The following is a 23,753-nucleotide window of genomic DNA, read 5'->3' on the forward strand; positions in this document are numbered from 1 at the left end:
TTGGAGATACTCAACCCACAGGCGGTGGTTCATTTCTTGCACAAGTCGATGTGACTCGTTCCGTTCCTGAACCAACTGTATTATTTGGTCTAGGTGTAGTGACTGCAGGTTTAGTAACTAGCCGTCGTCAGAAAAAATCCTAATCTAAAAGTTGATGATTATGTGCGCGATCGCTCTGGTCTAACTAATAATATCTACATTAGTCAAATTATCAGAGTGTAGAAAAAACAGCGATCGCTTGCTCCTTCCTAACTATTATTTCAAATCAATCTAAAATACATTAGATTTTTACATCTACCTATTACAAAAAATATCTGTCATAAATTTTTAGAGCGATCGCTAGTTCATTAGCGGTCGTTTATCATTTGTAGGAGCGTTGTATGCAATGCTCCTACTATGTATAGCAGAAGTAAGAAGGAAAAATTTTACATTATCTAAGTTTTAAGCTTTTAATATTTCCTAACCTTTATTTCGACTGCTATATTACAGGACTTACGCATAAAGGTAGGAAAGACTAGGATTTGAGATTGCTTTCAGTCCCGGAATGCTTCGCAAACCCTGTCGATCGCTTCGGACGAAAATACGTTGCAGTTGCGTAAGTCCTATTTATTAATTAACAGCGATAGCTGGACTGTCTCTTAATTGTTGGTAACATCTTCCATAGACGACCAATCATCAAAAAACTAGCCACGATCATTAAAGAAGTAGGTCCGCCATCGTGAATGTTAGGGACAGGAGTAGGAGTAGTACTAACAAAGAACACATTTTCAGAAATATTTTCAATTCCAGTGTTGGCCTTGATGATATCCGACAACTGAAGACCATCTAACCAATCTGAAACCAAACCATGATCGCCTAACTCCCACTTAGCAAGGTGAGTATCATTTTCATACCAGAAGCGATCGCCATCTCGCAATCTTTCAAACTGGTCTTCTAAAATCGCTTCATTCAACTCCCCAATACTAGAATTTTCTAAATTATCCTCCGCCAACATTCCCACCCACAGGTCAATTTCGTCAACATTACTATAAACTGCCTGTAGTGATGCCACTAATTCTGGGTCAGATGAAATGTCACTAAAATTATCTTTCCTATCTAAACCCAATGCTTGCCTAACATCATTATAACTGGCCAAACCATGATCCCGCCCGCGCTGAATATTCAGAGCTGGCAAATCTGTTCCATTTACCACTGTTCCTTGACTAGGAGGACCAAATAATTGAGTCCGCAAATCATCAACTACTTTCGCATCGTTTTTCTGCTGTACCTGAGAAGCTAAACCACGCAATACAGGGTCTATTCCTCCTTTGTCAGTAATACTATCTGGCCGGAAGAAAACTTCAGATAAGTTCAGTGGGCCAAATTCTGTAGAGCTACCATCTTCATTTAAATGTTGTAGGTTAGAACTAACCATAGTATGCCCTAGACGAAAACCTGCTGTGGAAAATTCTGTACTGATATTAGGATTAACAGTTGAATCATAACCACCATAAGGATCGAGGGTCACACCCAAAGCAGGCAAGAATTCGTCATAAGTAATTTTCTGGATTTGTGCCCCTACTATTTTACGAGCCCGTTGATAAATCTCCTCATCGCGAGCAATAGGGTCTAAAGGTAAGTCTGTATGAGTAGCTTCAATAATTTCAGCGATCCGGTTATGCTCCCGTACAAAGAGGGTGTGTATTGAGGCTAAAGCTGAGTTTTCATTTGCTCGTACATCCCCTGCCACAAAAGTGCTTGGACCTATTCTTCCATCCATCCCCATGTGAGGTGCATTTGGATCGCCGTCTTGAGTTGGCAGTAAATCTCCTGTAGAGTGCTCAGTCACCTTCAATTTTCCATTGCCAAAGCTGCGTAACCAGTCAGCGCGGTCTTGGTCGCTACCATATACATTGCTGCCATCTATCCAAGCTGTAAGTTCGTTAAATTGCTCGCGGGGGTTTGTGGGGTCAGTGCCAGTAGTTACATCAAAGAGCGATCTAGTAACAGGAATAGATGAACCTTGTGCGAAAAAAGGGTCATCGTTAGGAATAGCAATGTTAATAGTTTCTTCTGTCTCGTCTTGTAGCTCGCTCAAAGTGACATCATGGTCAATAAATTGTCCCCATAACCACGTATAATCACTTAAATTTCGGGGGTCTAGGATAGATTCTGATTGATTAAACACGGTGTTACTAATAACTCTAGCATTCGGACCGTCAATTAATTCAGATATGCCATCTCCGTAATTTGCTGGTGCTAAACGAAGCAAATTTTCACCAGTTTCACCATATTGGGGATTATCGAAGTTATTGTTACTGCCGTCAAATGTACGAAAGTTCATAGTTTCCACCTGTATTTTTCTCAACTACATCCTTATACTTCTAGCTTTCCCAAGCTTATGCAGTTTTTCCGAGTATTTTAATTAAGATCAGCTTAATTACTTATATCAAGTTTTGCAGTTTTTCCAAGTATTTTGATTAAGATCAGCTTAATTACTTATATCAAGTTTTACTGATCGCTTTCTATCAAATCATAGGAAATTAGCCTGGGCGATACCAGCCTAAGCTAGATGTATAGCGCTACGCGCAAATCAGAAGTCAGAAGTAATATATGACTGGGTTTGAGCATTTAGGAATGTCCTAAACTTTACTTCGACTGCTAATATTATTATAAATAATTTTTCGATATATGGTAACGGGGTAACGGGGTCATGGGGTAACGGGGTAACGGGGTCATGGGGTCATATCAAATGAGCTAATTAGCTTAATTCGGTCTAAAAAAATGGGCGTTGCTGATTCTGGGTATGATGCAAGCCCCCCTAGTGCAAGAAGGCAGAAGGGAAGAAAGGTTATTTTACAAGCTTTTGAACCTTTTTTAACTGGTTAGTTATTTCCGCCATCCTCCACTAGCCCCCCAATTTTGGGGGGAATAAAATTCTAAAAGTCCCCCTTTATCATCCCCCTCCCGTCCCCCTTGGAAAGGGGGAAGCCGGATGTTGCTGCGCTTTTTGTTGAATGGGGGATGCGCGGGGGCGAAGGCGAGAACCCAACAATCGCGCATTCATACTTCAATTCAGCAACGCCAAAAAATGTTCCATCTGAGCGCCATTGCCAAATCTTTCAAGATTTCCTCCTCCTGGGAGCAGTAGGGGTGAGTCCCCATCTCCCCACACTCTTTATCGAATTACCGAGTAATTAAGGTTTAAAGCCTCTCCTTTAAAGGAGAAAAGCGGTCGTTTTGCTGGCGCACAACTCCGTTAACGCTACGCGATATGTTTGCGGAGCATGACAAACGGAAAAAGCGGAGCTTCCCGTAGGGTGGGATGGCGTTAGCGTTTGTGATAGCATTCAGCTAGGAAAGCGGCTCTGTCACTCTTCGGGTCTCCTCGTTGGTCTCCAATCAACCAAGAAAAAAGAAAAAATTTTCACGCTCCGCGTCAATCCTCTTCTTGAAAAGAAGAGGTAATATCATGTTCGGTTAAATACTTATACTTTGGAGAAAGGAAAGCAGAGGGCAGCTATGCTGTTTGCGCAGCATTCCGCACCGAAAGGCAAAAGGGAATATTGGTTCAAAGAGATCAGGTTTTTTATAACTGATTATCCGAACATGAGGTAATAATTAATAATTAATTCTTAATTGTTGAAACCAATGCTACCGGATTTGATATCATATAGAATCCGGTTATACAGTATATGTTTATAATTCTATCCACACTTCAATCTCCCCATCCCCCCATCTCCCCATCTCATATAATAAGTATTTAACCGGATTTGATCTCACTGGTTTATGAACTGTACCCCAGACAAAAAAATATAAGGGTGAAAAATCTAGTACGATTTTCACCCCTGTAGTTTTTTCATTTTTTTGTAGTAGATGAATGTTAGTTCATACCCTGTATTTTGAATATCTTCTGCCTAGATACCAGATAGAAATTCAAGTTTGTCAATCAATATTGACTGCTCTATTACTTGATGACTAAGTTTTCAGAACTTCAGTGACTAACTATTTTTTTTCTTCAAACCGAAAGCAGAAGCAGCAGCTACCACACCTAAACCTAATATTGTTGAGGATTCAGGAACTCTTACCTTGTCTTCAGTGTCTTCAGTCCCAAATACTACACCAGAAAAACTTGCCTCGAATGTTTCGTCACCTGCAAAACTATCTTCATTTAATTGACCAATTACTTGGAAAGTGATACTACCCATAGCATCAGTCATATGTCCATCATTTAAAAAGAATCCACTGAATCCTAAGTTGATATCAGTTGTGCCAAATTGAGGAGTGAAGGTGAAATCATTAAATGATGTCAGATTTAAAGTAGTTCCATCGCTCAATTCTATAAATTTGACAGGTGCCATGACAGTATCCATACCATCAAGAGCTGCAAGACCAGAAGAAATATCAAAAATCTTGGCATCTGAGTCTACACCAGCGAAATCACCATTTTGAAGTGATAGAACAATTTCATCGTCAGCGAAGTCTAACATATTTTCATCAAATGAAATCGTATTGCCAGCACCATCAAAACTGAAATTACCGGATAAAACTGCAGCGTTAGCAGTACCAGCGTTGAATACAGTAGCTACTGCTAAAGGAGCAGAAACGAGAGCTGCAATCATTATATTCTTCATGTTTAATACCTCTATTTGTTGTCTTTACTTGTTAGTTTATTTTGGGATTTATACAAATGCCATCAGCTAATTTACTGATATCAATTTTCTGATTTTTTATGGGAACGTTAGTGGCATTTGTTTGTTTTCTTTCTTGTTAGTTTATTTGGGATTTATGCAAATGCCATCAGCTAATTCGCCGATATCAATTTCCTGATTTTTTATGGGAACGTTAGTGGCATTTGTTTGTTTTCTTTCTTGTTAGTTTATTTGGGATTTATACAAATGCCATCAGCTAATTCGCCGATATCAATTTCCTGATTTTTTATGGGAACGTTAGTGGCATTTGTTTGTTTTCTTTCTTGTTAGTTTATTTGGGATTTATACAAATGCCATCAGCTAATTCGCCGATATCAATTTCCTGATTTTTTATGGGAACGTTAGTGGCATTTGTTTGTTTTCTTTCTTGTTAGTTTATTTGGGATTTATACAAATGCCATCAGCTAATTCGCCGATATCAATTTCCTGATTTTTTATGCGAACGTTAGTGGAATTTATTTCTTGTCTGTAAATCAATATAGCAACTCGATGACAACACTGCTACTATTTTTGAATTAATTAGCAAAAATACTACATTTGTCTTGATTTTTAGGGTTTAATTTTTGATTTTTTTTGTGAAGCTGATGTTTTAATTAAATAGTTAACCTATATTGTTTTAGTCAAAATAAACTACTTTAAATCTATTTTTTAAAATATATATAAATAAAAAAATATTTATTTTCCGGATTATAGATATATCTATAGAATAATATTTAATGACTAAAAATATAGGTAAATTATCAGTATTTTTGCGTGTTTTTAGAAAAAAAATATTTTTTTTCCGGACAATAAATATATCTCTAGAATTTTCTAGACTATTCTGAAAAAAATCGGTTGTTAATACTATGTGTTGCCTATTTTTAATAAATCCATAAAAATTTTCTGATGATGAGTTTATTGGATGTAGAGTCTATTACAGTGATTTTCACATGAGTCAATCACATAGTCAAAACCAAAATCTTTGTGGGGAAGTTCCATGGAATATTCTTACTGTGGTCTACTCAAATAAAAACTGCTGTAAATCTATCTATTGTTTAGAAACATGAAAATTGAACCTCTGAGTTCAAGCGAAAAAAATATGCTTGCAAAACAACTGTACCCAAACAAAAAAATATAAGGGCGAAAAATCCCTAGATTTTTCACCCCCGTGGTTTGTTCATTTTTCTGTAGTAGATGAATGTTAGTTCATACCCTGTATTTTGAATATCTTCTGCCTAGATACCAGATAGAAATTCAAATTTGTATGTCAATATTGACTGGTCTATTATAGAGTCAAACTTGATGACGAAGCTTGAAGAACTTCAGCGACTAGCTATTCTTCTTCTTCAAACCGAAAGCAGAACCAGCAGCTACCACACCTAAACCTAACATTGTTGCTGGTTCAGGAACTCTTACTTTTTCTGCAAATACTACACCAGAAAAACTAGCTTGGAATTTTTCGTCACCTGCAAAACTATCTTTATCTAATTGACCAATTACTTGGAAAGTGATGCTACCAGCAGCATCAGTCATATCTCCACCATTTAAAAAGAATCCACTGAATCCTAAGTTGATATCGGTTGTTCCCATCTGAGGAGTGAAGGTGAAATCATTAAATGATGTCAAATTTAAAGTAGTTCCATCGCTCAATTCTATAAATGTGACAGGTGCTATGTCAGTATCCATATTATCAACAGCTGCAAGACCAGAAATATCAAAAATCTTTGCATCTGAGTCTACACCTGCGAAATAACCATCTTTAAGTGATAGAACAATTCCATCGTTAGCGAAATCTAGCATATTTTCATCAAATGAAATCGTATTACCAGCACCATCAAAACTGAAATTACCGGATAAAACTGCGGCGTTGGCAGTACCAGCGTTGAATACAGTAGCTACTGCTAAAGGAGCAGAAACGATAATAGTAGCGAATGCGATTTGCTTTAGAGACTTAGCGATCATTTTTAACTCCTTATTGTTTATATTTGATAGTTAACGTCAGTATTTTCTCTGAGAAAAGCAGTTTTGTTGATACAAATTAACCGATAAAACTGTTTTCTCACTAATCTTTGTGTTGTAGATATTTCTAGTTGGAAATCTTGGTTGATTTCTCTTCCTTCGTATCTGTAAATAAATATATCAACTCCATAAAAACACCGCTAGTGTTTTTACGCCGCTTCATGGAAACTTTACAAAATACTAGGTTTTTCTGGGGTTTTAGAAGCTTTTTGTTGAATTTTATGTAAAGTGACTATTTTTTTTCCGGATAGTCAATATACGGCTAGTAGTATCTAGAATGCGTCAATAAAAATACGTTTTAAATCTATTGTCCTTTTAAACCTTGACCAATAATTGTTAGTTTTTTTCCGGATGATGAGTATATTCCTAGAGGATTATAGATTTGCTCAAAATAATAGATAACGATTGGCATTTGGACATATAAAAAAAATTTATTGTTTTTTCCGGATGATGAGTGTATTCCTAGAATAATGTAGATTTCTCAGAATCAAATCGGTGATTAATGAATTTTTTTGCCAAATTTTAGGAAAATCATAAAAACTTTCCGGGTGATGAATCTATTCCTAGAATAACGAAGATTATTTTCCAAACCTTTGGTTATTAATAAACCTTTAATGTTATTTTCTGGAAAATTTTTATCGGATTTTTCCGGATGATGAATTTATCCGTAGAATTATATAGGTTATTTCCCAAACTTTATGGTTGTATAGCTTCTTATTCGGGTTGTGCAGACAATATATAGAAGGTGTGCAATACTATGTCCATAAGTTACTATTGCTAGAGATGAGGAAATTTTCGGAATGCTCCACAAAGGTTCCACTGGCAATGAGAAATTAAAGAATTAAAAATTAAAAATTAAAATTAACTATAGCTGAGTTTTTCCTAGGTTATGCTTCGTAAATATGTTGCGTAGCAAAATAGCATTTAGCAATGTCCTAGTCCTAACCTCAATGCGTAGTTATAGTAGTTATATAAGATGTAGATAGAATTGAGGAAGGAAACCCAAAGTATATACATAGATATACCAGCAAAATTACGTAGAAATGTGGAAAGTATCTACATTTTATTAAGCAGGGGAGTTTGGGGAGATGGGGAGATAGGGAGATAGGGAGATGCGGAGATAGGGAGATTCGTATATTTGCACAATTTTTTGTATTTCAAATAAGCATTATGAGGAAAAATATGAAGCTAGCGATCGCTAGCTGAAGCAAAGCTATTTAGGGCTTGCTGATTAAATATCAAAGCATTTACAGATAAAGGTAAGTGCCTTTTTAGGGTCGAATTGCAGTGCGCCTGTTTCAGTCTAAAACACTCAAAAATTTAGTATTTTGGCAAGATTTGGGCAGAAAAATCATTCTGACAAAACGCCCGCTCCTACCTCATCGCTCCCGAGCCATTTCTCCCCTCCTGGGAGGGGGAGGGGCGAGGGGTGGTTTGTCTCCTGTCTCCTACCCTCACCCATAAGACTTTTTCAGCAAAAACTATTTAATTTGATCGGGACTTACGCAAAATACGAAATTATAGCAATGTGCGCTGGCATATTTACAAATTGCAGGAGGTGTCCAATAGCTAAAAGCCTTATATTATCAGCAATTTATTCCCCCAGATGAGCTGTTGCCTTCCGGAGCTGTTGCCTGCGCACAGCGCTATATATCATGTCCGGTAGCATCGGTCTTGTATAGAGAAGGTAAGGAAGACCGAAGTTGGAAGAAGCTTTAAGAAAAGGAAAAATTTTACTTATATGGCGGTAGATATTTCCCCAACTTTTACACGGGACTATACCAACGGACATGATATTATACACTATTAGTAGGGGTTAACGGCCGTTAACCCCTACTATATATGGTTGCTCTGCTTCAATAATTGATAATTGATAATGGATAATTGATAATTATCTCTCCCTAAAAGGAAGAGCATTGAATAAAAGGAAAATTTTTTCTCTCTTGGTCGATCCTAATGCGTAATATCATGTCCGGTAGCATCGGTCTTGTATAGTAAAGGTAGGCAACAGCTCATCTGGCAGGAATACTTAAGAGCAAGAAAAAAAACTTAGATATTTACTCTTGAGTTTACACAAACGATACCAGCGGACATGATATAAGTCCTGATTATATAGCACTACAAAAATTGGTTAGGACATTTTTCAATCCTAAAAGCTTTTTACAGTTTGCTATTATCTATTCCCTAGCGCGTAGCGCTATAACTGTTCTACCAAATATGATATAACCGAGCAAAAATAGCTTAACTAAAATAACTTTTCACAATTTTCATAATTCTTTCTGAGGCATGACCATCACCGAAAGGATTAATTGCCATTGCCATTTTTTCATACTTAGCAAAATCACTCAACAATTCCGCAGTAGCAGCCATAATATTAGTTGAATCAGTACCTACAAGTTTAGCAGTTCCTGCCATGATTGCCTCCGGCCTTTCTGTAGTTTCTCGTAATACTAAAACAGGCTTTCCTAAGCTGGGAGCTTCTTCTTGTAAACCACCAGAATCAGTTAATACTAAATAACAATTATGAATTGCTCCTACTAATTCACTATAATCAAAAGGTTCTTCTAAAAATACTCTCGGATGACTTTCTAAAATAGCTTTTAAAGGTTCTCTAACTGTAGGGTTTTTATGAAGAGGTAAAACTAAAGCCGTATCAGGAAACTTATCTAAAATTTTGATAAATCCTTGAGCAATTTCTGTCAAAGGTTCTCCCCAATTTTCGCGCCGATGAACAGTTGCTAATATTACTCTATATTTGCTCCAATCTAAACCATAAATATCACATTGAGGTCGAGTTTTTGCTACTTTTAATAAAGCATCAATGACCGTATTTCCTGTTTGATGAATTTCTCCTAATACTCCAGATTTATGCAAGTTTTCTACAGCTAAATTGGTCGGAGCAAAATGTAATTGAGCTATCTGAGAAATTAAACGGCGGTTTGCTTCTTCAGGATAGGGATTCAATAAATCATTGGTTCGTAAACCTGCTTCGATGTGACCCACAGGAATTTTTTGATAAAATGCAGCTAGGGTAGCTGCAAAAGCGGTGCTAGTATCTCCCTGGACTAATACTAATTGGGGCTGTAACTGCAGAAATAACGCTTCTAATCCTTGCAAACTTCGGCACATAATATCTGTCAACGTTTGCCGAGTTTGCATAATGGCTAAATCCTGATCGGGACTAATTTCAAATAATTTCATTACCTGTGTTACCATTTCTCGATGTTGTCCAGTTAAAATTACCTGAGTATTAAAATCTGGAGAATTTTGAAAAAGTTGGATAACTGGTGCTAATTTAATAGCTTCAGGGCGAGTTCCTAAAGTAATTGCTAATTGGATGGGAGTATTAAGCATTTTGACTTAATTTCAGATGTTTTTCTAGACAATCATCAAAATTATATAGTGTTTCTTGGTTTACTGAAGTACAATAGTTAGCTTTAAAATAAATGCTTAAATCAGGGAAATAAAAAAGCTATTTGCGTTTTGGCTTTCGCCGATTTGTTTGTGCAGTATAACCTCGAAAGTTCTAATTGCGACTACAGCTTAGGATTTGATTAAATAATAATAGCTAGTATATCAGGAGGGATATTATATTATGTCAGGGGTATTTCTAACAACTATAGGTTTGGGTATCTTACTGATGAATAGAATTTATGACCTATTACAACCGGGGGTAATATTATTTCATTTAACATCAGATTTATTGATAGCACTGGCCTATTATTTTATCGCACTAATACTTACTTACTGTTTGATTAAACGACCAAGTATGCCATTCAATTTAACTTTTTGGATGTTTGCAATTTTGATGATTTTTACTGGTATTTCTTACAGTCAAAAAAATTGGAATCTACGATATCCTGATCATGGTCTATTAGAATTAGTTAAAGCTTCTACAGTAATAGTTGCTATCGTCACAGTAATATTTTTAATTCGTTTAGCTCGGAAACTTTTAACAATACCTGATTTGATAAAATTAGAGGCAACTAATGAGGAACTAGAACAGCAAATTAGAGAGCGTATTTTACCTGAAGAAAAAATTAGTCTCCTGAATGCAAATTTGGAAGCTAGAGTACACAAGCGGACAGCAGATTTAAATCTTTTAAATCAAAAGCTAGAAAATGAAATACATGAACGGATAGCATTTTCTGAAGCTCTAAAAAATTCTGAGGCTCGTTTAGCAGGTATTTTAGATATGGCAGAAGATGCAATTATTTCAGTAGATAGAAATAGAATTATTCAAATGTTTAATCAAGGAGCAGAAAAAATATTTGGTTATACAAATCAGGAAGCTGTAGGGCAATCACTTGGTAAATTAATTGTTTGGCAAGAGTCAAAATTCAACAACTCTCTAGAAGTAAAACATCATCAAACAAAACATAGACTAGCTGTAGTTATTGCTAGGCGAAAAGATGATACAGAATTTCCAGCAGAGGCATCAATTTCACAATTAGAATTAAAAGATGAAACTGTATTTACGATAATTTTGCGGGATATTAGCGAACAGCAAGCTGCACTTTACGAACGCAAACAAGCAGAACAAAAATTAGCTATTCAAGCTTCAGCAGCAGCAGCATTAGCAAAATTAGGTCAACGTGCTTTACAAAATATTTCTTTATTTGAGCTAATGTCAGAAGCAGTGTCCCTAGTTTGTCAGACTCTAAAACTAGACCATTGTCAAATTTGGGAATACTCATCAGATACTCAAACTTGGCAAATTAAAGCTAGTGTGAATAAAGCAAAAACTTTAATCGCTCAACCAGTTGTTACTAAGACTTTTGATTCTATTATTACTCACACTTTAGCTGCGGAAAAACCAGTTATTATTGAAGACCTCAACACTAAAATTTCAGAGTATCCAGACTTCAAACATTTGTTAAACCAAGGCATTGTCAGTGGTATCAGTTTAATCATTCCGGGAAATCATCAATCAGTAGGAATATTAGCTGCTTATGCTACTAAAAAATATACTTTCACTCTTGATGATATTCACTTTTTACAGTCAGTGACGAATATTCTCGCTAGTGCAATTGAACAAAATTTAACTCACTTAGCGCTACAACAACAATTACAACGTAGTCTTATATTAGGACAAATTACTCAAGATATTCGTCAAAGTTTAGATGCGCAGAGAATATTTAATACTACTGCAAAACAAATAGGTCAAGCTTTCCTCGTCAACCGTTGCATTATTCATTCTTATCAAGCAGGAACAGTACCAAAAGTGCCATTTGTAGCTGAGTATTTAGAGGAAGGATATGAATCAATCATGGATCTAGAAATGCTGGTAGTAGATAACCCATATATAGAAAAGCTTTTAGAACAAGATAGAGCGATCGCCTCCGATAATGTTTATACAGAACCACTGCTACAAACAAATGTTTCGGTATCAATATGTATTTCTATAGGATTAAAATCTATGTTAATGGTTCGCACCTCTTATCAGGGAGAACCCAATGGAATTATTTGCTTGCATCAATGCGATCGTTACCGTACTTGGACAAAAGATGAAATTAAATTATTAGAAGATGTTGCCCAACAAGTAGGAATTGCCCTCGCTCATGCTAATTTATTGAAGCAAGAAACTAACCAACGTCAACAACTTGCCGAACAAAATATTGCTCTTCAACAAGCAAGACAAGCAGCAGAAGTTGCGAATAAAGCTAAAAGTGAATTTTTGGCTACGATCAGCCATGAAATTCGGACTCCAATGAATGGAATAATTGGGATGACTTCTTTGTTATTTGATAGTGACTTAAATTTAGAACAGCAAGAATATTTGAATGATGTCCATGATTGTAGTATTGCTTTACTAGGAATTATTAATGATATTCTTGACTTTTCCAAAATAGAGTCTAATAAAATAGATTTGGAGTCAAGACCTTTTAATTTAGGATTATGTGTAGAAAAGTGTATTGATTTATTAGCTATTAAGGCAGTAAATAAAAATATTGAATTAGCTTATTTACTTGAAGATGATACTCCCAGTATAGTTTCAGGAGATGAAGTTAGAGTCCGTCAAATATTAGTTAATCTTCTCTCGAACGCGATTAAATTTACACAAAAGGGAGAAGTATTAGTTAATGTTTCAGCCAACAAAATAACAGATTCATCAACAAGCAATGATCGACAAAATATAGACAATAATTTCTATGAAATAAAAATCTTTGTTAAAGATACTGGAATTGGGGTCCCCAGAGACAAAATGCACAAATTATTTAAACCATTTAGTCAAGTAGATAGTTCTAGGACTAGAGAATATGGAGGAACAGGATTAGGATTAGTTATTAGTAAACGTCTCTGCGAAATGATGGGTGGTAAAATGTGGTTTGAAAGTCAAGAAGGAATAGGGTCTACCTTCTATTTTACCCTAATTGTAACAGTTGATGACCATGTGAAAAGTCAACTGAATTCTATACCGAAATTAGGTGAAAAACGATTATTAATTGTAGATGATAATCCTTCTTGCTTACAGATTTTAACTAAGCAGTTAAGTCAGTGGGAAATTTTAACTCATGGTGTAACATCAGGTGTCGAAGCAATAGATATTCTCCAACATGAAAATGTTAACCAAAATCAAAATTTTGACTTAATAATTATTGATATGCAAATGCCAGAAATGGATGGAGTAGCAACTGCTACTGCTATTAGGGAGATACCTAAATATCAATCTTTACCATTAGTTATGTTAACTCCTATTGGTAAATATCCAGACAAAAGTATGCTCAACGAACTAAATTTTTCAGCTTTATTAAATAAACCAATTAAACAATCACAACTGCAAAATATATTGCAGGAAATATTTAGTCAAATTACAATTAACTCTTAGTATTTTTTGATAATATTTTTATGGATTCAAAAACGAAATAGTCCCATAAAAGGCTTATATCATTTCCACCAGATTATTGCTTTTTTTCTTCCTTCTTCCTTCTTCCTTCTTCCTTCTTCCCTCTTCCTGACTTAGATTTAATTTTACTGATGAGTTACAAGTATATTTTATTTAATAAACCCTACAATGTTTTAAGTCAATTCACTGACAACATTGATGAGTCCAACCAACGCCAAACCCTTAAGGATTATATTTCCGTATCTTCAGTTTATCCTGTGGGTAGGTTAGACCGAGATAGTGAAGGAGTTTTACTACTAACAAATCACGGACAACTCCAACATAGACTAACTGACCCTAAATTTGCTCATCCTCGTACTTATTGGGTGCAAGTGGAACGAATACCAGATGATGCAGCATTAACACAACTACAACAAGGTGTAACGATCAAAAATTATCAGACTCGACCTGCAAAAGTAAAATTGTTATCTATAGAACCAAAATTTCCACCCCGCGATCCACCCATTAGATTTCGGAAAACTGTTCCTACTGCATGGTTAGAAATTACTCTCACAGAAGGTCGAAACCGCCAAGTGCGAAGAATGACAGCAGCAGTAGGTTTTCCCACACTACGGTTAGTTAGAGTAGCGATCGCCGGTCTGCCCATGAATGAACTTCAACCTGGTGAGTGGCGAGACCTAAATCAAACTGAAATTGAATCTCTCAAGCAGATAGTGTTTGAAAATAGACCTCTCCGGAAAAGAGGGAGTAGGGAGTAGTAGGGATGTTGCATGCAACGTCCCTACAGAGTAGAGGGAAATAATTGATGATTTATCTACGATAATTGATTTTATTTTATACCTTAAAACTCCTGAGTCCTAACTCCTAACTCCTGACTCCTGACTCCTCATTACATGATATTACCATTAATTCTGCCATTAAAACCATAAACTTCTCGTCTCCCAACAAACGGTACTAAAATTACTTCTCGTTCATCTCCGGGTTCAAATCTAATAGCAGTACCTGCTGGAATATCTAGACGCATTCCTTTGGCGAGTTCGCGGTCAAAACTCAAAGCATCATTTACTTCATAAAAATGGAAATGGGAACCAACTTGAATTGGGCGATCGCCTGTATTTGCTATTAATAATTTTACTGTGGGGCGACCTGAATTTAATTCAATTTCTCCCTCTTGAATAATCATTTCACCTGGAATCATAATAGTTATTTTTTTGCTATTTCTTATGTGTTTCAAAAATTGTAATTTTCAACGAATGGGGTTATGTACAGTTACCAATTTTGTACCATCAGGAAAAGTTCCTTCTACTTGAACTTCTTGTACCATTTCTGGGATACCTTCCATTACATCATCTCTTGTTAATAAAGTTGTACCAAAACTCATTAATTCAGACACAGTTTTACCTTCTCTAGCACCTTCTAAAATAGCTGCGGAAATATAGGCAACTGCTTCAGGATAATTCAATTTTAAACCTTTTTCTTTACGACGTTCTGCTAATAAAGCAGCAGTAAAAATTAACAGTTTATCTTTTTCTTGGGGTGTTAACTGCATAGTATTTTTCTATAGTTATTTCATGGAAAACTTTATCATGTTTATGACCTACATTCCCTACTTCAAAGCTTAGTATAAAAAGCAAATAGTCATTACTTAGTAGAAAATGATACTGGCTAATTGTCTGCTTCTATCAACTTTTATGTGCCGGGTTGAAAATATGGCGCTGGTGAAAAGAGGTATGATATTGTGTCCGTTGGTATCGGAGCGTGTATAAAGTTGGGGAAATATCTAGCGCCATTAATGGTTTTTCCTTCTCTTAAAGCTTCTTCCTTCTTCCAACTTCGGTCTTCCTTACCTTCTCTATACAATACCGATGCTACCGGACATGATATGATATCGTGTCCGGATAAGAGCGCTATAGAACTCCGCTCCGGTTACGCGACCAAAAAACTTTCTTCTTCTATTCCTCTTTCTTCTTCTTTCTTCCCTCCTGACTCGGTCCTTCCCCTCCACGGTCGGGGCCTGCGGGTGGGTTGACTCCTAAGTAATTAAGGCTAATATCATACACGCGCTTCAGCAACGCCGAATATCAAATCCGGTAGCATCGATGTAATTAGATTAAAGAGGGTGGGGACATGGGGAGATGGAGAAAGATTTAGTAATAGTTGAAGATGGAATATTTTTTTATACCGAATTAAACAAATTTGATATAAGGTCCCACCATCTAAAGGGTGTTTAAAATTGCTTGGGGTTTGTAGACACAGAGTGGTCGGTCGTTGACTATCCCCATGCAATTTTCCCTTCTGCCTTCTGCCTTCTGCCTTCTGCCTTCTTCAATTATGCTTTTTCCAAGGGGGCCATTGTTAACCCGGCCCGACTCAACTGCTGATGATACAATTCTGCCTGTTCTAGAGGGCCAACCCAAACTATGGCTTGACCTTCGTTGTGAACCTGGTGAGTTAGCTCCCAAGCGAGGTCGCTTGTCATACCTGGAATATATTTTTGCAAACATTCAGCGACGTGCTTAAATGTATTGACATCATCATTTAAAACAATAACTTTGTAGTTGGGATATGGTTTATTAACAACTTGACTAGACTGTCTAGGAGCAACAGCTGTAGAGGAACTACCTCCTACTCCCACTGTTATATTGTCTGCAATTCCGATGATGGAAATTCCAAGATCCATGCTACTATTTTCCTGTATATCCATACTATATATATTGGGATGATTTATACATAATTTTAACTGCTTGAGGAATTATCATAACTATAAAGAAGGACATATTTAGATTTTATGTTTTCTTTGTGTTGCTCAATAGGCATCTCCTCCAAAAGAGGGAGTAGATGGAAAGAATTAATGAATAAAAGTACGATAATTAATATTATTTTTTATTATCGGATATTTCTAATATAAAATCCGCTTAAGAAGTGGCGTGTCAAAGACTATCCCCATGCAATTTTCCCTTCTGCCTTCTGCCTTCTGCCTTCTGCCTTCTTCAATCAATCCAATTTTTTGCCCTACTAACAGCTTTTTGCCAAACTATAAAACTTTTTTGCACTTTTGCAGCATTTTCACTGGGTTCAAACACCTGCCCAACTCTACTATTATTCACTAATTTATGATAGTCATCCCATAAACCTACTGTTAAACCAGCAGCAAAAGCAGCTCCTTGAGCAGTTGCATCAATGAAGGCAGGACGCTCAACAGGAATACCCAACAAGTCTGCCTGAAATTGCATTAAAAAATTATTTTGCGAACCTCCACCATCAACTTTTAGATTAGTCATTAGAGTTCCGCTATCTTTATTCAGAGCATCTACAACTTCTTTAACTTGAAAAGCAATTGATTCTAAAACAGCTCTCACCATATTTTCCCGCTTCACACCTCCAGTAATTCCGAGAAAAGCACCACGAGCATTCATATCCCAGTGAGGGGCACCGAGACCACTTAAAGCAGGTACAAAATAAACACCATTAGTATCTTCAACTTGCATTGCCAGATGTTCAGTTTCTGCTGCGGAGTCTATGAGTTTCAACCCATCCCGTAACCACTGAATACAAGCTCCTGTGGTAAACATTGCCCCCTCTAGAGCGTAAGATGTTTTCAAATTACCGTTTATTTGTTGAGTCCATCCAATAGTTGATAATAGTTGATTTTGAGATTTAGCAAGGCTATCTCCAGTATTAGCAATTAAAAAGCTACCTGTACCGTAAGTGCATTTTAACATTCCGGGGCGATCGCAACCATGGGCAAATAAAGCAGCTTGTTGGTCTCCTAAAATTGTAGCTATAGGAATTGATACTCCTAATAAGTCTGCTTTTGTTTTGCCGAATATGCTGAAACTTGGTTTAATTTCCGGCATTATTTCTCTAGGTATTTGAAACAAGTCTAATAATTCTCGGTCCCAATTTAGGGATTCAATATTCATTAACATTGTGCGACTGGCGTTACTATGGTCGGTGGCGTGAATTTGCCCACCAGTTAGTTTCCACAAAATCCAAGTATCGATGGTACCTGCCAATACGTTACTGAAGTTAATATTGGGTTGTTCTCGCTTTACCCAGTCTAGCATCCAGGATAGTTTTGTAGCTGAGAAGTAAGCATCTAAAACTAATCCGGTACAGTTTTGAATTTTTTCTGCTTTACCTTTTGCTGCTAATTCTCGAATCATGGGTGCGGTACGACGGTCTTGCCAAACTATTGCTTTGTGGAGGGGTTTACCTGTGGTTTTGTCCCAGAGGAGACAGGTTTCTCGTTGTACTGTTAAACCGATAGCTTCTACATTTGAAGGGGAAATATTAGTATTTCGGAACACTTTCTCTATCATGGCATAAGTGTCTTCCCATATTTCTTCTGGGTCGTGTTCTAACCAACCGGGTTGAGGGTAATATTGAGTAAGTTCTTTGTAAGCTTGACCAATACTAGCGCCTTGAGAGTTGAATAATATTGCTCGGTTGCCTGTTGTACCGAGGTCGAGAGCTAGGATGTATTTTTCGGTGTCTGTAGTCATAAAAAATGATTTGGCTTTGGTGAATTAGTGTATAATATTAATCTTAATTATTTAGGAGTCAACCCACCCCTCGCCCCTCCCCCTCCCAGGAGGTGAAGGACAGAGTCAGGAGGAAAGAAAGAAGAAGAAATAGTAGTAGAAGGAGAAAGTTTTTTTGTTCGCGCTCTTATCCGGACAGGATATCATACCTCTTTTCACCAATACCAATGATTTTTTTTACCGAAAAATTGGGTTTAAAGCCTCGCCCATAAGCGGGCGACTTTTTATTTGCAAGTAAATTGAATATATGCTACAGTACTAACAGTTGCCGGGGGGTACGCCTCCTCCGGAGGAGCTACGAATTGCGGAAACTCGTGCGCGGACGTGGAGGCAAGCATAAGACTACTGTCAAAGTAGCAGCAGCCTAAGAAGCGTCAACCCGCCGAAGAGCTAAGGCTCAGTAGGAATCTCCGTGCCTTTAGGCCGGAGAGGATGTCAACACGCATAGTCGATTCGAGATTTTTGTTTACATACCACGATTACTGCTATTTTGACTAGAGATTTTAACTTTTCTTATTATTTTCCTTTTTTTAGTTTATATCATGTCCGGAAGAAGGAAGAAGGAAGGAACAGGGAAGAAGAAAGAAGGCTATTGATCAAGAAAAAAACTTAAATTTCCTGTAGATATTCACCCTTAAGTTTACACAAACGATTGCCTTCGGACATGATATTACATTCTATTTCTTGATTTCTGAATTCTTTTTTTGTTCAATAGACATATCCAATAATCAAAAATAAAATCAATTATCGGACATAAATTATCAATTCTTTCTCGCCTACTGCCTCTTTTCTGGAGATGTCTATTATTTTCCTTTTTTTAGTTTACATTCTATTTCTTGATTTCTGAATTCTTTTTTTGTTCAATAGACATATCCAATAATCAAAAATAAAATTAATTAGGGTTTGCTGAAAAAGCCTGTTAGTGAACGAAGGGAACAGGGAACAGGGAACAGTTTAAACTATCTGCTACGGTCAAATTTTCGGCATTGTCAGGGTCAAAACTTTACCATTTTGAGACAACAATAGCCAAAAAATAGGTACTTTTTAAGTTCTGAAAAAGGCACTTACCAATATCAGTCAATACTTTGAGATTTAATCAGCAAACCCTAATTATCGTACAGAAATTATTAGACCTCTAATTATTAATTATTTCCTCCTACTTCCTCTTTTCTGAAGATGTCTAGTGCAAGAAGGCAGAAGGCAGGAGGCAGAAGGCAGAAGGGAAGAAAGGTTATTTTACAAGCTTTTGAACCTTTTTTAACTGGTTAGTTATTTCCGCCATCCTCCACTAGTTATTATATGTCGATATGGGTGCGTCTCATATTTGCAAAAATACTTTTTTTTCTATATATTCCCTATTCCCTATTCCCTGTTCCCTATTCCCTAAAAGCAATAATTTTTTGGCTTTATTCAAAACTGAGATGCTCCCGTCGATATAATCTGACGTTTTGAATTGTGGTTTCTAGAAAGTATTTTTTTTCTAAATATTGATTGAGATGATTTCTATATTCTGGACTAATATTATCTTTTTCTGCTAGTAAAATATAACTGGGATTTTTTGCCATGATTTTATCTAATTCTTGTAGAGCATCTGTAGGCAAAATTTGAGACATGGCTGTTAAATGACTAGGAAAAGCATATTTTGTGGGAATTTTTGTGGGAACTAAGTAATAAATTATTGGTTCATAATTAACAACATATATATAATTTGTCGATTTAATTTTCTGCCGTAAGTATTTACTAATCAAAGCTTCTCTGTCATCCCATGTATCTATTTTTTTTATATATCGATAATAAATAAATTCCCAATTTTTACTTAATTTGTTATAACCTGCTTGGGCAAAAGGATATATTAAGATTAGAAATAGAAGTATTTTTGGCAAAGCAGAAGGGAAGTCAATAGAAATTTTTCGGGAATCGATCATAACAGTTTTTTTCGGTTTTTTTACTTCTTCATATAAATTCTGATTTTGAGATTTTTTTTGAAGTAAATTAACAGATTTAATCATGACATAGCTACTAATTAGACATAAAGGAGGTAATAATTGTAAAAAGTAATGATTATAAAATCGCTTTGATAATAAAACGGCTAAAAAAGCACAACTAAACCACAAAAATAAATAGATGAAATTTCGTTCTTGTTTTAATTTACCTCTAGCAAAGACAAACAAATAAACCGGACTACAAAACAAACATAGCCACAATAAAATATTTCCTAATACCTGTTTTCTGAGTCTACTGAAAAGGTCTGACCAAGAAAAATTGAGCATTGCTACATATTTACTATTAGCAGTGAGGGTTGCATAAATATATTCATCAAAATAGCCTGAAAATTGATAAGTACCTGCGATGATAACAGCAGGTAAAATTAAGCCTGCACCTAAAATTATGTAAAACTTAAATAGGGAAAAGGAAATCTTTTTGAATATGTCTATAGTCTGAAAATTATTTCCAGGTTTTCTTTTCTCCTTCTTCCTTCTTCCTTCTTCCTTCTTCCTTCTTCCTTCTTCCTTCCGAAATAAACTTCCCAATAAAATTAATCCCAAAACATCCATAACTACCAAATATTTGATTTGCATTCCTATCCCTAAAATTAGACCAATAAAAAATACTTTGGTATTTGATGGTTTCCTATTCTGAAATAATAATAAAAATGCTCCAGTCACTAAAGGAGCAAACAAAATTTCTGCATTCGCAGCAGCACCATCATTATGTAGGGAAAAAATGGCGTATAATGCACCTGCTAATAATCCAATTTTTTCTCCTTGTTTTTTGTCAATAACTGCACCAATGCTATATAAAAAATAACTGGTAAAAGTTGTAGCGATAATAGATAAGATTCTGATTGATACTATCGATTTTCCTAAAATTAGCATTGTTAGGGAAAATAAAATAAAAATGCCTGGAGGTTTGTTATCCCAAATTTCTATATAAGGGAGGTTGCCGTTTAATAGACTATCTGCTCCTAATACATAGATGCTTTCGTCTTTGTCTAATACAGATACGAATAAAGTCCAGAATCTGAGGAAGAATGATAATAGTAGAAGTGCTAGAAAAACTATTAGTTTTTGATTGATGTTTTTGGTCATGTCTTGGAAAATTTAATGCTCTGTGCAGAAGAAAGAAGAAAGAAAGAAGGAAGAAGGAAGAAGGAAGAATCTATAGTAAAAATCCTTAAAAAAAATTAGAGACGCGATCGCTCACATCTCTAAAATGACTATTCGACTATTTCAGCCAAAAATAAATAACTTAATTATTGTGTGAAACAGAAGCCTCTTCTACAACATTGTCACCATCTCTCTTCTGATTTTTAGGAGAAGGTTTTTGATTACGAATCTTAGGAGAGCGTGGCTTTGGCTTTGGTTTGGGAGTTTCATAGACAGGAATGTCTTCCTCCTGAGCATAATCAGGCCCCATCCAAGCAGGACGAGTTTCATCATAAGCTATCTGTAAAGCTGCTGCAGCGATCGCGTGGGGGTCATACTCTTCACCCAACTGAGCAATCAATGGTAAGAAAGAAGCCATCCGTTCCCCACTCAGAGCATCTCGTACCTTATTCTGTAACTTCTGCAACTGTCGGGCTTCAATTTGAGACCGCTTAGGAATCGAGCGAGTGTCCAAACGTTGACGTAGATGACGTTCTATCAACCGTAACTTCCGCTTATCTAAAGGATTAATCAACGAAATCGCTGTACCTTCACGACCTGCACGACCTGTACGACCAATACGGTGAACATAATTTTCCACACTATCAGGTAAATCGTAGTTAATCACATGAGTTAAATGATCCACATCTAAACCACGAGCTGCAATATCAGTTGCCACTACCCAACGTACTTGTTGATTCCGGAAGCGACTTAGCAACCGTTCCCGTTGGGATTGATTCAAGTTACCATGATATTCATCAACACTATGACCTGCTGACTGTAATTGGTTTGTTAGTTCTGCTGCAGCTTGCCTTGTCCGCACAAATATCAAAGCTGCTTCTGGGTCTTCGAGTTCTAAAACTGGCTGTAAGGCTTTAGCTTTTGGCCAACCACGAGGCACCATGTAAGCAATCTGGGAAATTCGCTTCGGGGTTGTCTTTTGTTGAGCAACTTTGACTGTTACTGGCGATCGCAAATATTTATTCACCAGTTTCTTGATTGAGTAGTCCATGGTAGCAGAGAAGAAAGCTGTTTGATGTTCACTGGGTGCTGCATCCAAAATTCTTTCTACATCTTGAATAAAACCCATACTCAACATTTCATCAGCTTCGTCTAAAACCATCATTTTCAAACTATCTAGTTTTAAACTATTGCGATTCAGCATATCGATAATTCGTCCTGGCGTTCCTACTACGATCTGAACACCTCGTTGAAGGCGCTGAACCTGACGTTCGATAGATTGACCGCCATAAACAGTTAAAACGTGTAATCGGTGTTTAGTTGGACCCTTGCTATCTAAACCAGCAATTTGACGAATCGCTTCTGTAACTTGCAGCGCTAACTCACGAGTGGGAGTCAAAATCAAAGCTTGAACTGCCTTTGTCTCCAGGTCAATTCTCTCCAATATGGGTAACGAAAACGCTGCGGTTTTACCTGTTCCTGTTTGGGCTTGACCTACAATATCGGTTCCTGCCAGCAAATGAGGTATTGCTTGGACTTGAATCGGAGTAGGTTCAGTAAAACCAATTGTTTCCAGATGATTTACACGCTCTTGTGAAATTCCTAAATTTGCAAACGATAAATCCATTCATTCTCCTAAGTAAATTATTTTACATCTGGTTTTGTTACCCAACTTGGAGGCAGATTTATGCTCAACTATAGCTGCTTATCAGCCCTTGCTCACGATAAACCTGTAGTTATTTGGTAGGGCAGTATGCCTTTGCCAATCACAGTTTCTACTAACCTGATAGCATGAGAGTTAGTAGCTAACATTTCAGTAGTGTCTGTATGTTCTCAACGGCTAGGTTTTAACCTGAAGATCGACGACAGAATTAAAGGCAAAATGCCTGTTCCTTTTCTCCCTAGTTGGGTATATTGAAGTGCCTCTGCTTAGTCTTTGACTTAAACGAAGGCTTCGCGTCTGATCCACTGATGCCTCTATACAATATAAAGAAGTATTTTGGTCTTACTCAGTGTCTCTGGTTTTTTCAACCTTTATTTCCTCAAAAGGAAAATACGCGCAGCCACCCTGCTTCTCAAGGCGGATAAATTCTGATTTTTTAGTAGAGGCTTTCCGATTTTACAGGCAGACAAACATGAACATTATTAAGTTATGTAGTTTGTCTGATTACCTGAACTACCGCTAGTAGATATAATAGAAAATTTATATTGTTTCTACGACCTTTTAAGTAAGTCAGGCAGGTTATTAACCACTACAATATATATAAAGATATAGAAATTACTACTGTCTCACAGATGTCAATCTCAGGAATTTTAAGCCCCTGCGATTAAGTCTCCTTTCGTCTCACTCCTAAACCTACGGCTATAGAGAGGAATTTCCTAGAGGGTCTGTTGAGAAAGGTTAGAGCCAATATTTGGCTATCGTTAAGCTGTTGTATATATCAAATTCCTGTTGGACAAGGGAGGAAAAAATTACCTTTATTTTGAGGTTTTCCATGTCCCCACCCCTTTACCTACAGTTGTCATAGGTATGTTATGATACTTAGCAGCTCACATTAGGGTAGCA

At 36.5% G+C, this 23,753-nt stretch carries 13 protein-coding genes; 3 read left to right on the forward strand and 10 right to left on the reverse strand.

Annotated features, from left to right (window positions below; translation table 11 throughout):
* Positions 1–50: 50 nt before the first annotated feature.
* On the forward strand, positions 51–143 hold the full coding sequence (locus F6K15_RS38800; protein WP_363269187.1) for a PEP-CTERM sorting domain-containing protein: 93 nt from the start codon (positions 51–53) through the stop codon (positions 141–143).
* Between the two features lie 470 nt (positions 144–613).
* Here the strand turns inward: F6K15_RS38800 and F6K15_RS32505 are convergent, their stop codons facing one another.
* From F6K15_RS32505 to wecB, 4 genes are all read right to left on the reverse strand, one after another.
* The gene (locus F6K15_RS32505; protein WP_293069458.1) at positions 614–2,323 is read right to left on the reverse strand and encodes a peroxidase family protein; all 1,710 of its coding nucleotides are present in this window, start codon (positions 2,321–2,323) and stop codon (positions 614–616) included.
* 1,657 nt (positions 2,324–3,980) lie between these two features.
* Complete coding sequence (locus F6K15_RS32510; protein WP_293069460.1) at positions 3,981–4,613, reverse strand: PEP-CTERM sorting domain-containing protein; 633 nt, start codon at positions 4,611–4,613, stop codon at positions 3,981–3,983.
* A gap of 1,386 nt (positions 4,614–5,999) precedes the next feature.
* Entirely contained in the window at positions 6,000–6,632 is a 633-nt protein-coding gene (locus F6K15_RS32515; RefSeq protein ID WP_293069462.1) for a PEP-CTERM sorting domain-containing protein, read from the reverse strand.
* Between the two features lie 2,298 nt (positions 6,633–8,930).
* Complete coding sequence (wecB, locus tag F6K15_RS32520; RefSeq protein WP_293069464.1) at positions 8,931–10,043, reverse strand: non-hydrolyzing UDP-N-acetylglucosamine 2-epimerase; 1,113 nt, start codon at positions 10,041–10,043, stop codon at positions 8,931–8,933.
* A gap of 241 nt (positions 10,044–10,284) precedes the next feature.
* Here wecB and F6K15_RS32525 point away from each other — a divergent pair, with 241 nt between their 5' ends.
* Both F6K15_RS32525 and F6K15_RS32530 read left to right on the forward strand, forming a co-directional pair.
* Entirely contained in the window at positions 10,285–13,518 is a 3,234-nt protein-coding gene (locus F6K15_RS32525; RefSeq protein ID WP_293069466.1) for an ATP-binding protein, read from the forward strand.
* A gap of 149 nt (positions 13,519–13,667) precedes the next feature.
* A complete protein-coding gene (locus F6K15_RS32530; protein WP_293069468.1) occupies positions 13,668–14,294 on the forward strand; it encodes a pseudouridine synthase in 627 nt (208 codons plus the stop codon).
* A gap of 131 nt (positions 14,295–14,425) precedes the next feature.
* Here F6K15_RS32530 and F6K15_RS32535 read toward each other — a convergent pair whose 3' ends face one another.
* The 6 genes from F6K15_RS32535 to F6K15_RS32560 all read right to left on the reverse strand — a co-directional run bounded on the left by F6K15_RS32535 (position 14,426) and on the right by F6K15_RS32560 (position 22,814).
* Positions 14,426–14,734: an urease subunit beta gene (locus tag F6K15_RS32535; protein WP_293069470.1), complete on the reverse strand. Its 309-nt coding sequence runs from the start codon at positions 14,732–14,734 to the stop codon at positions 14,426–14,428.
* Positions 14,735–14,782: 48 nt separating this feature from the next.
* Entirely contained in the window at positions 14,783–15,085 is a 303-nt protein-coding gene (ureA, locus tag F6K15_RS32540; protein WP_293069471.1) for an urease subunit gamma, read from the reverse strand.
* Between the two features lie 780 nt (positions 15,086–15,865).
* Positions 15,866–16,216 (reverse strand): ATP-dependent Clp protease adapter ClpS, encoded by a 351-nt coding sequence (gene clpS, locus F6K15_RS32545; RefSeq protein ID WP_293069472.1) that lies wholly within the window; start codon positions 16,214–16,216, stop codon positions 15,866–15,868.
* 310 nt (positions 16,217–16,526) lie between these two features.
* Complete coding sequence (gene glpK / locus F6K15_RS32550; RefSeq protein ID WP_293069474.1) at positions 16,527–18,041, reverse strand: glycerol kinase GlpK; 1,515 nt, start codon at positions 18,039–18,041, stop codon at positions 16,527–16,529.
* Positions 18,042–19,486: 1,445 nt separating this feature from the next.
* Positions 19,487–21,169 carry a glycosyltransferase family 39 protein gene (locus F6K15_RS32555; protein ID WP_293069476.1) on the reverse strand — a complete coding sequence of 561 codons (1,683 nt, stop codon included), beginning with the start codon at positions 21,167–21,169 and terminating at the stop codon, positions 19,487–19,489.
* Between the two features lie 160 nt (positions 21,170–21,329).
* Positions 21,330–22,814: a DEAD/DEAH box helicase gene (locus tag F6K15_RS32560; RefSeq protein ID WP_293069477.1), complete on the reverse strand. Its 1,485-nt coding sequence runs from the start codon at positions 22,812–22,814 to the stop codon at positions 21,330–21,332.
* Between the last annotated feature and the right edge of the window lie 939 nt (positions 22,815–23,753).

Source organism: Okeania sp. SIO2B3 (genome assembly GCF_010672525.1).
Lineage (GTDB): Bacteria > Cyanobacteriota > Cyanobacteriia > Cyanobacteriales > Microcoleaceae > Okeania.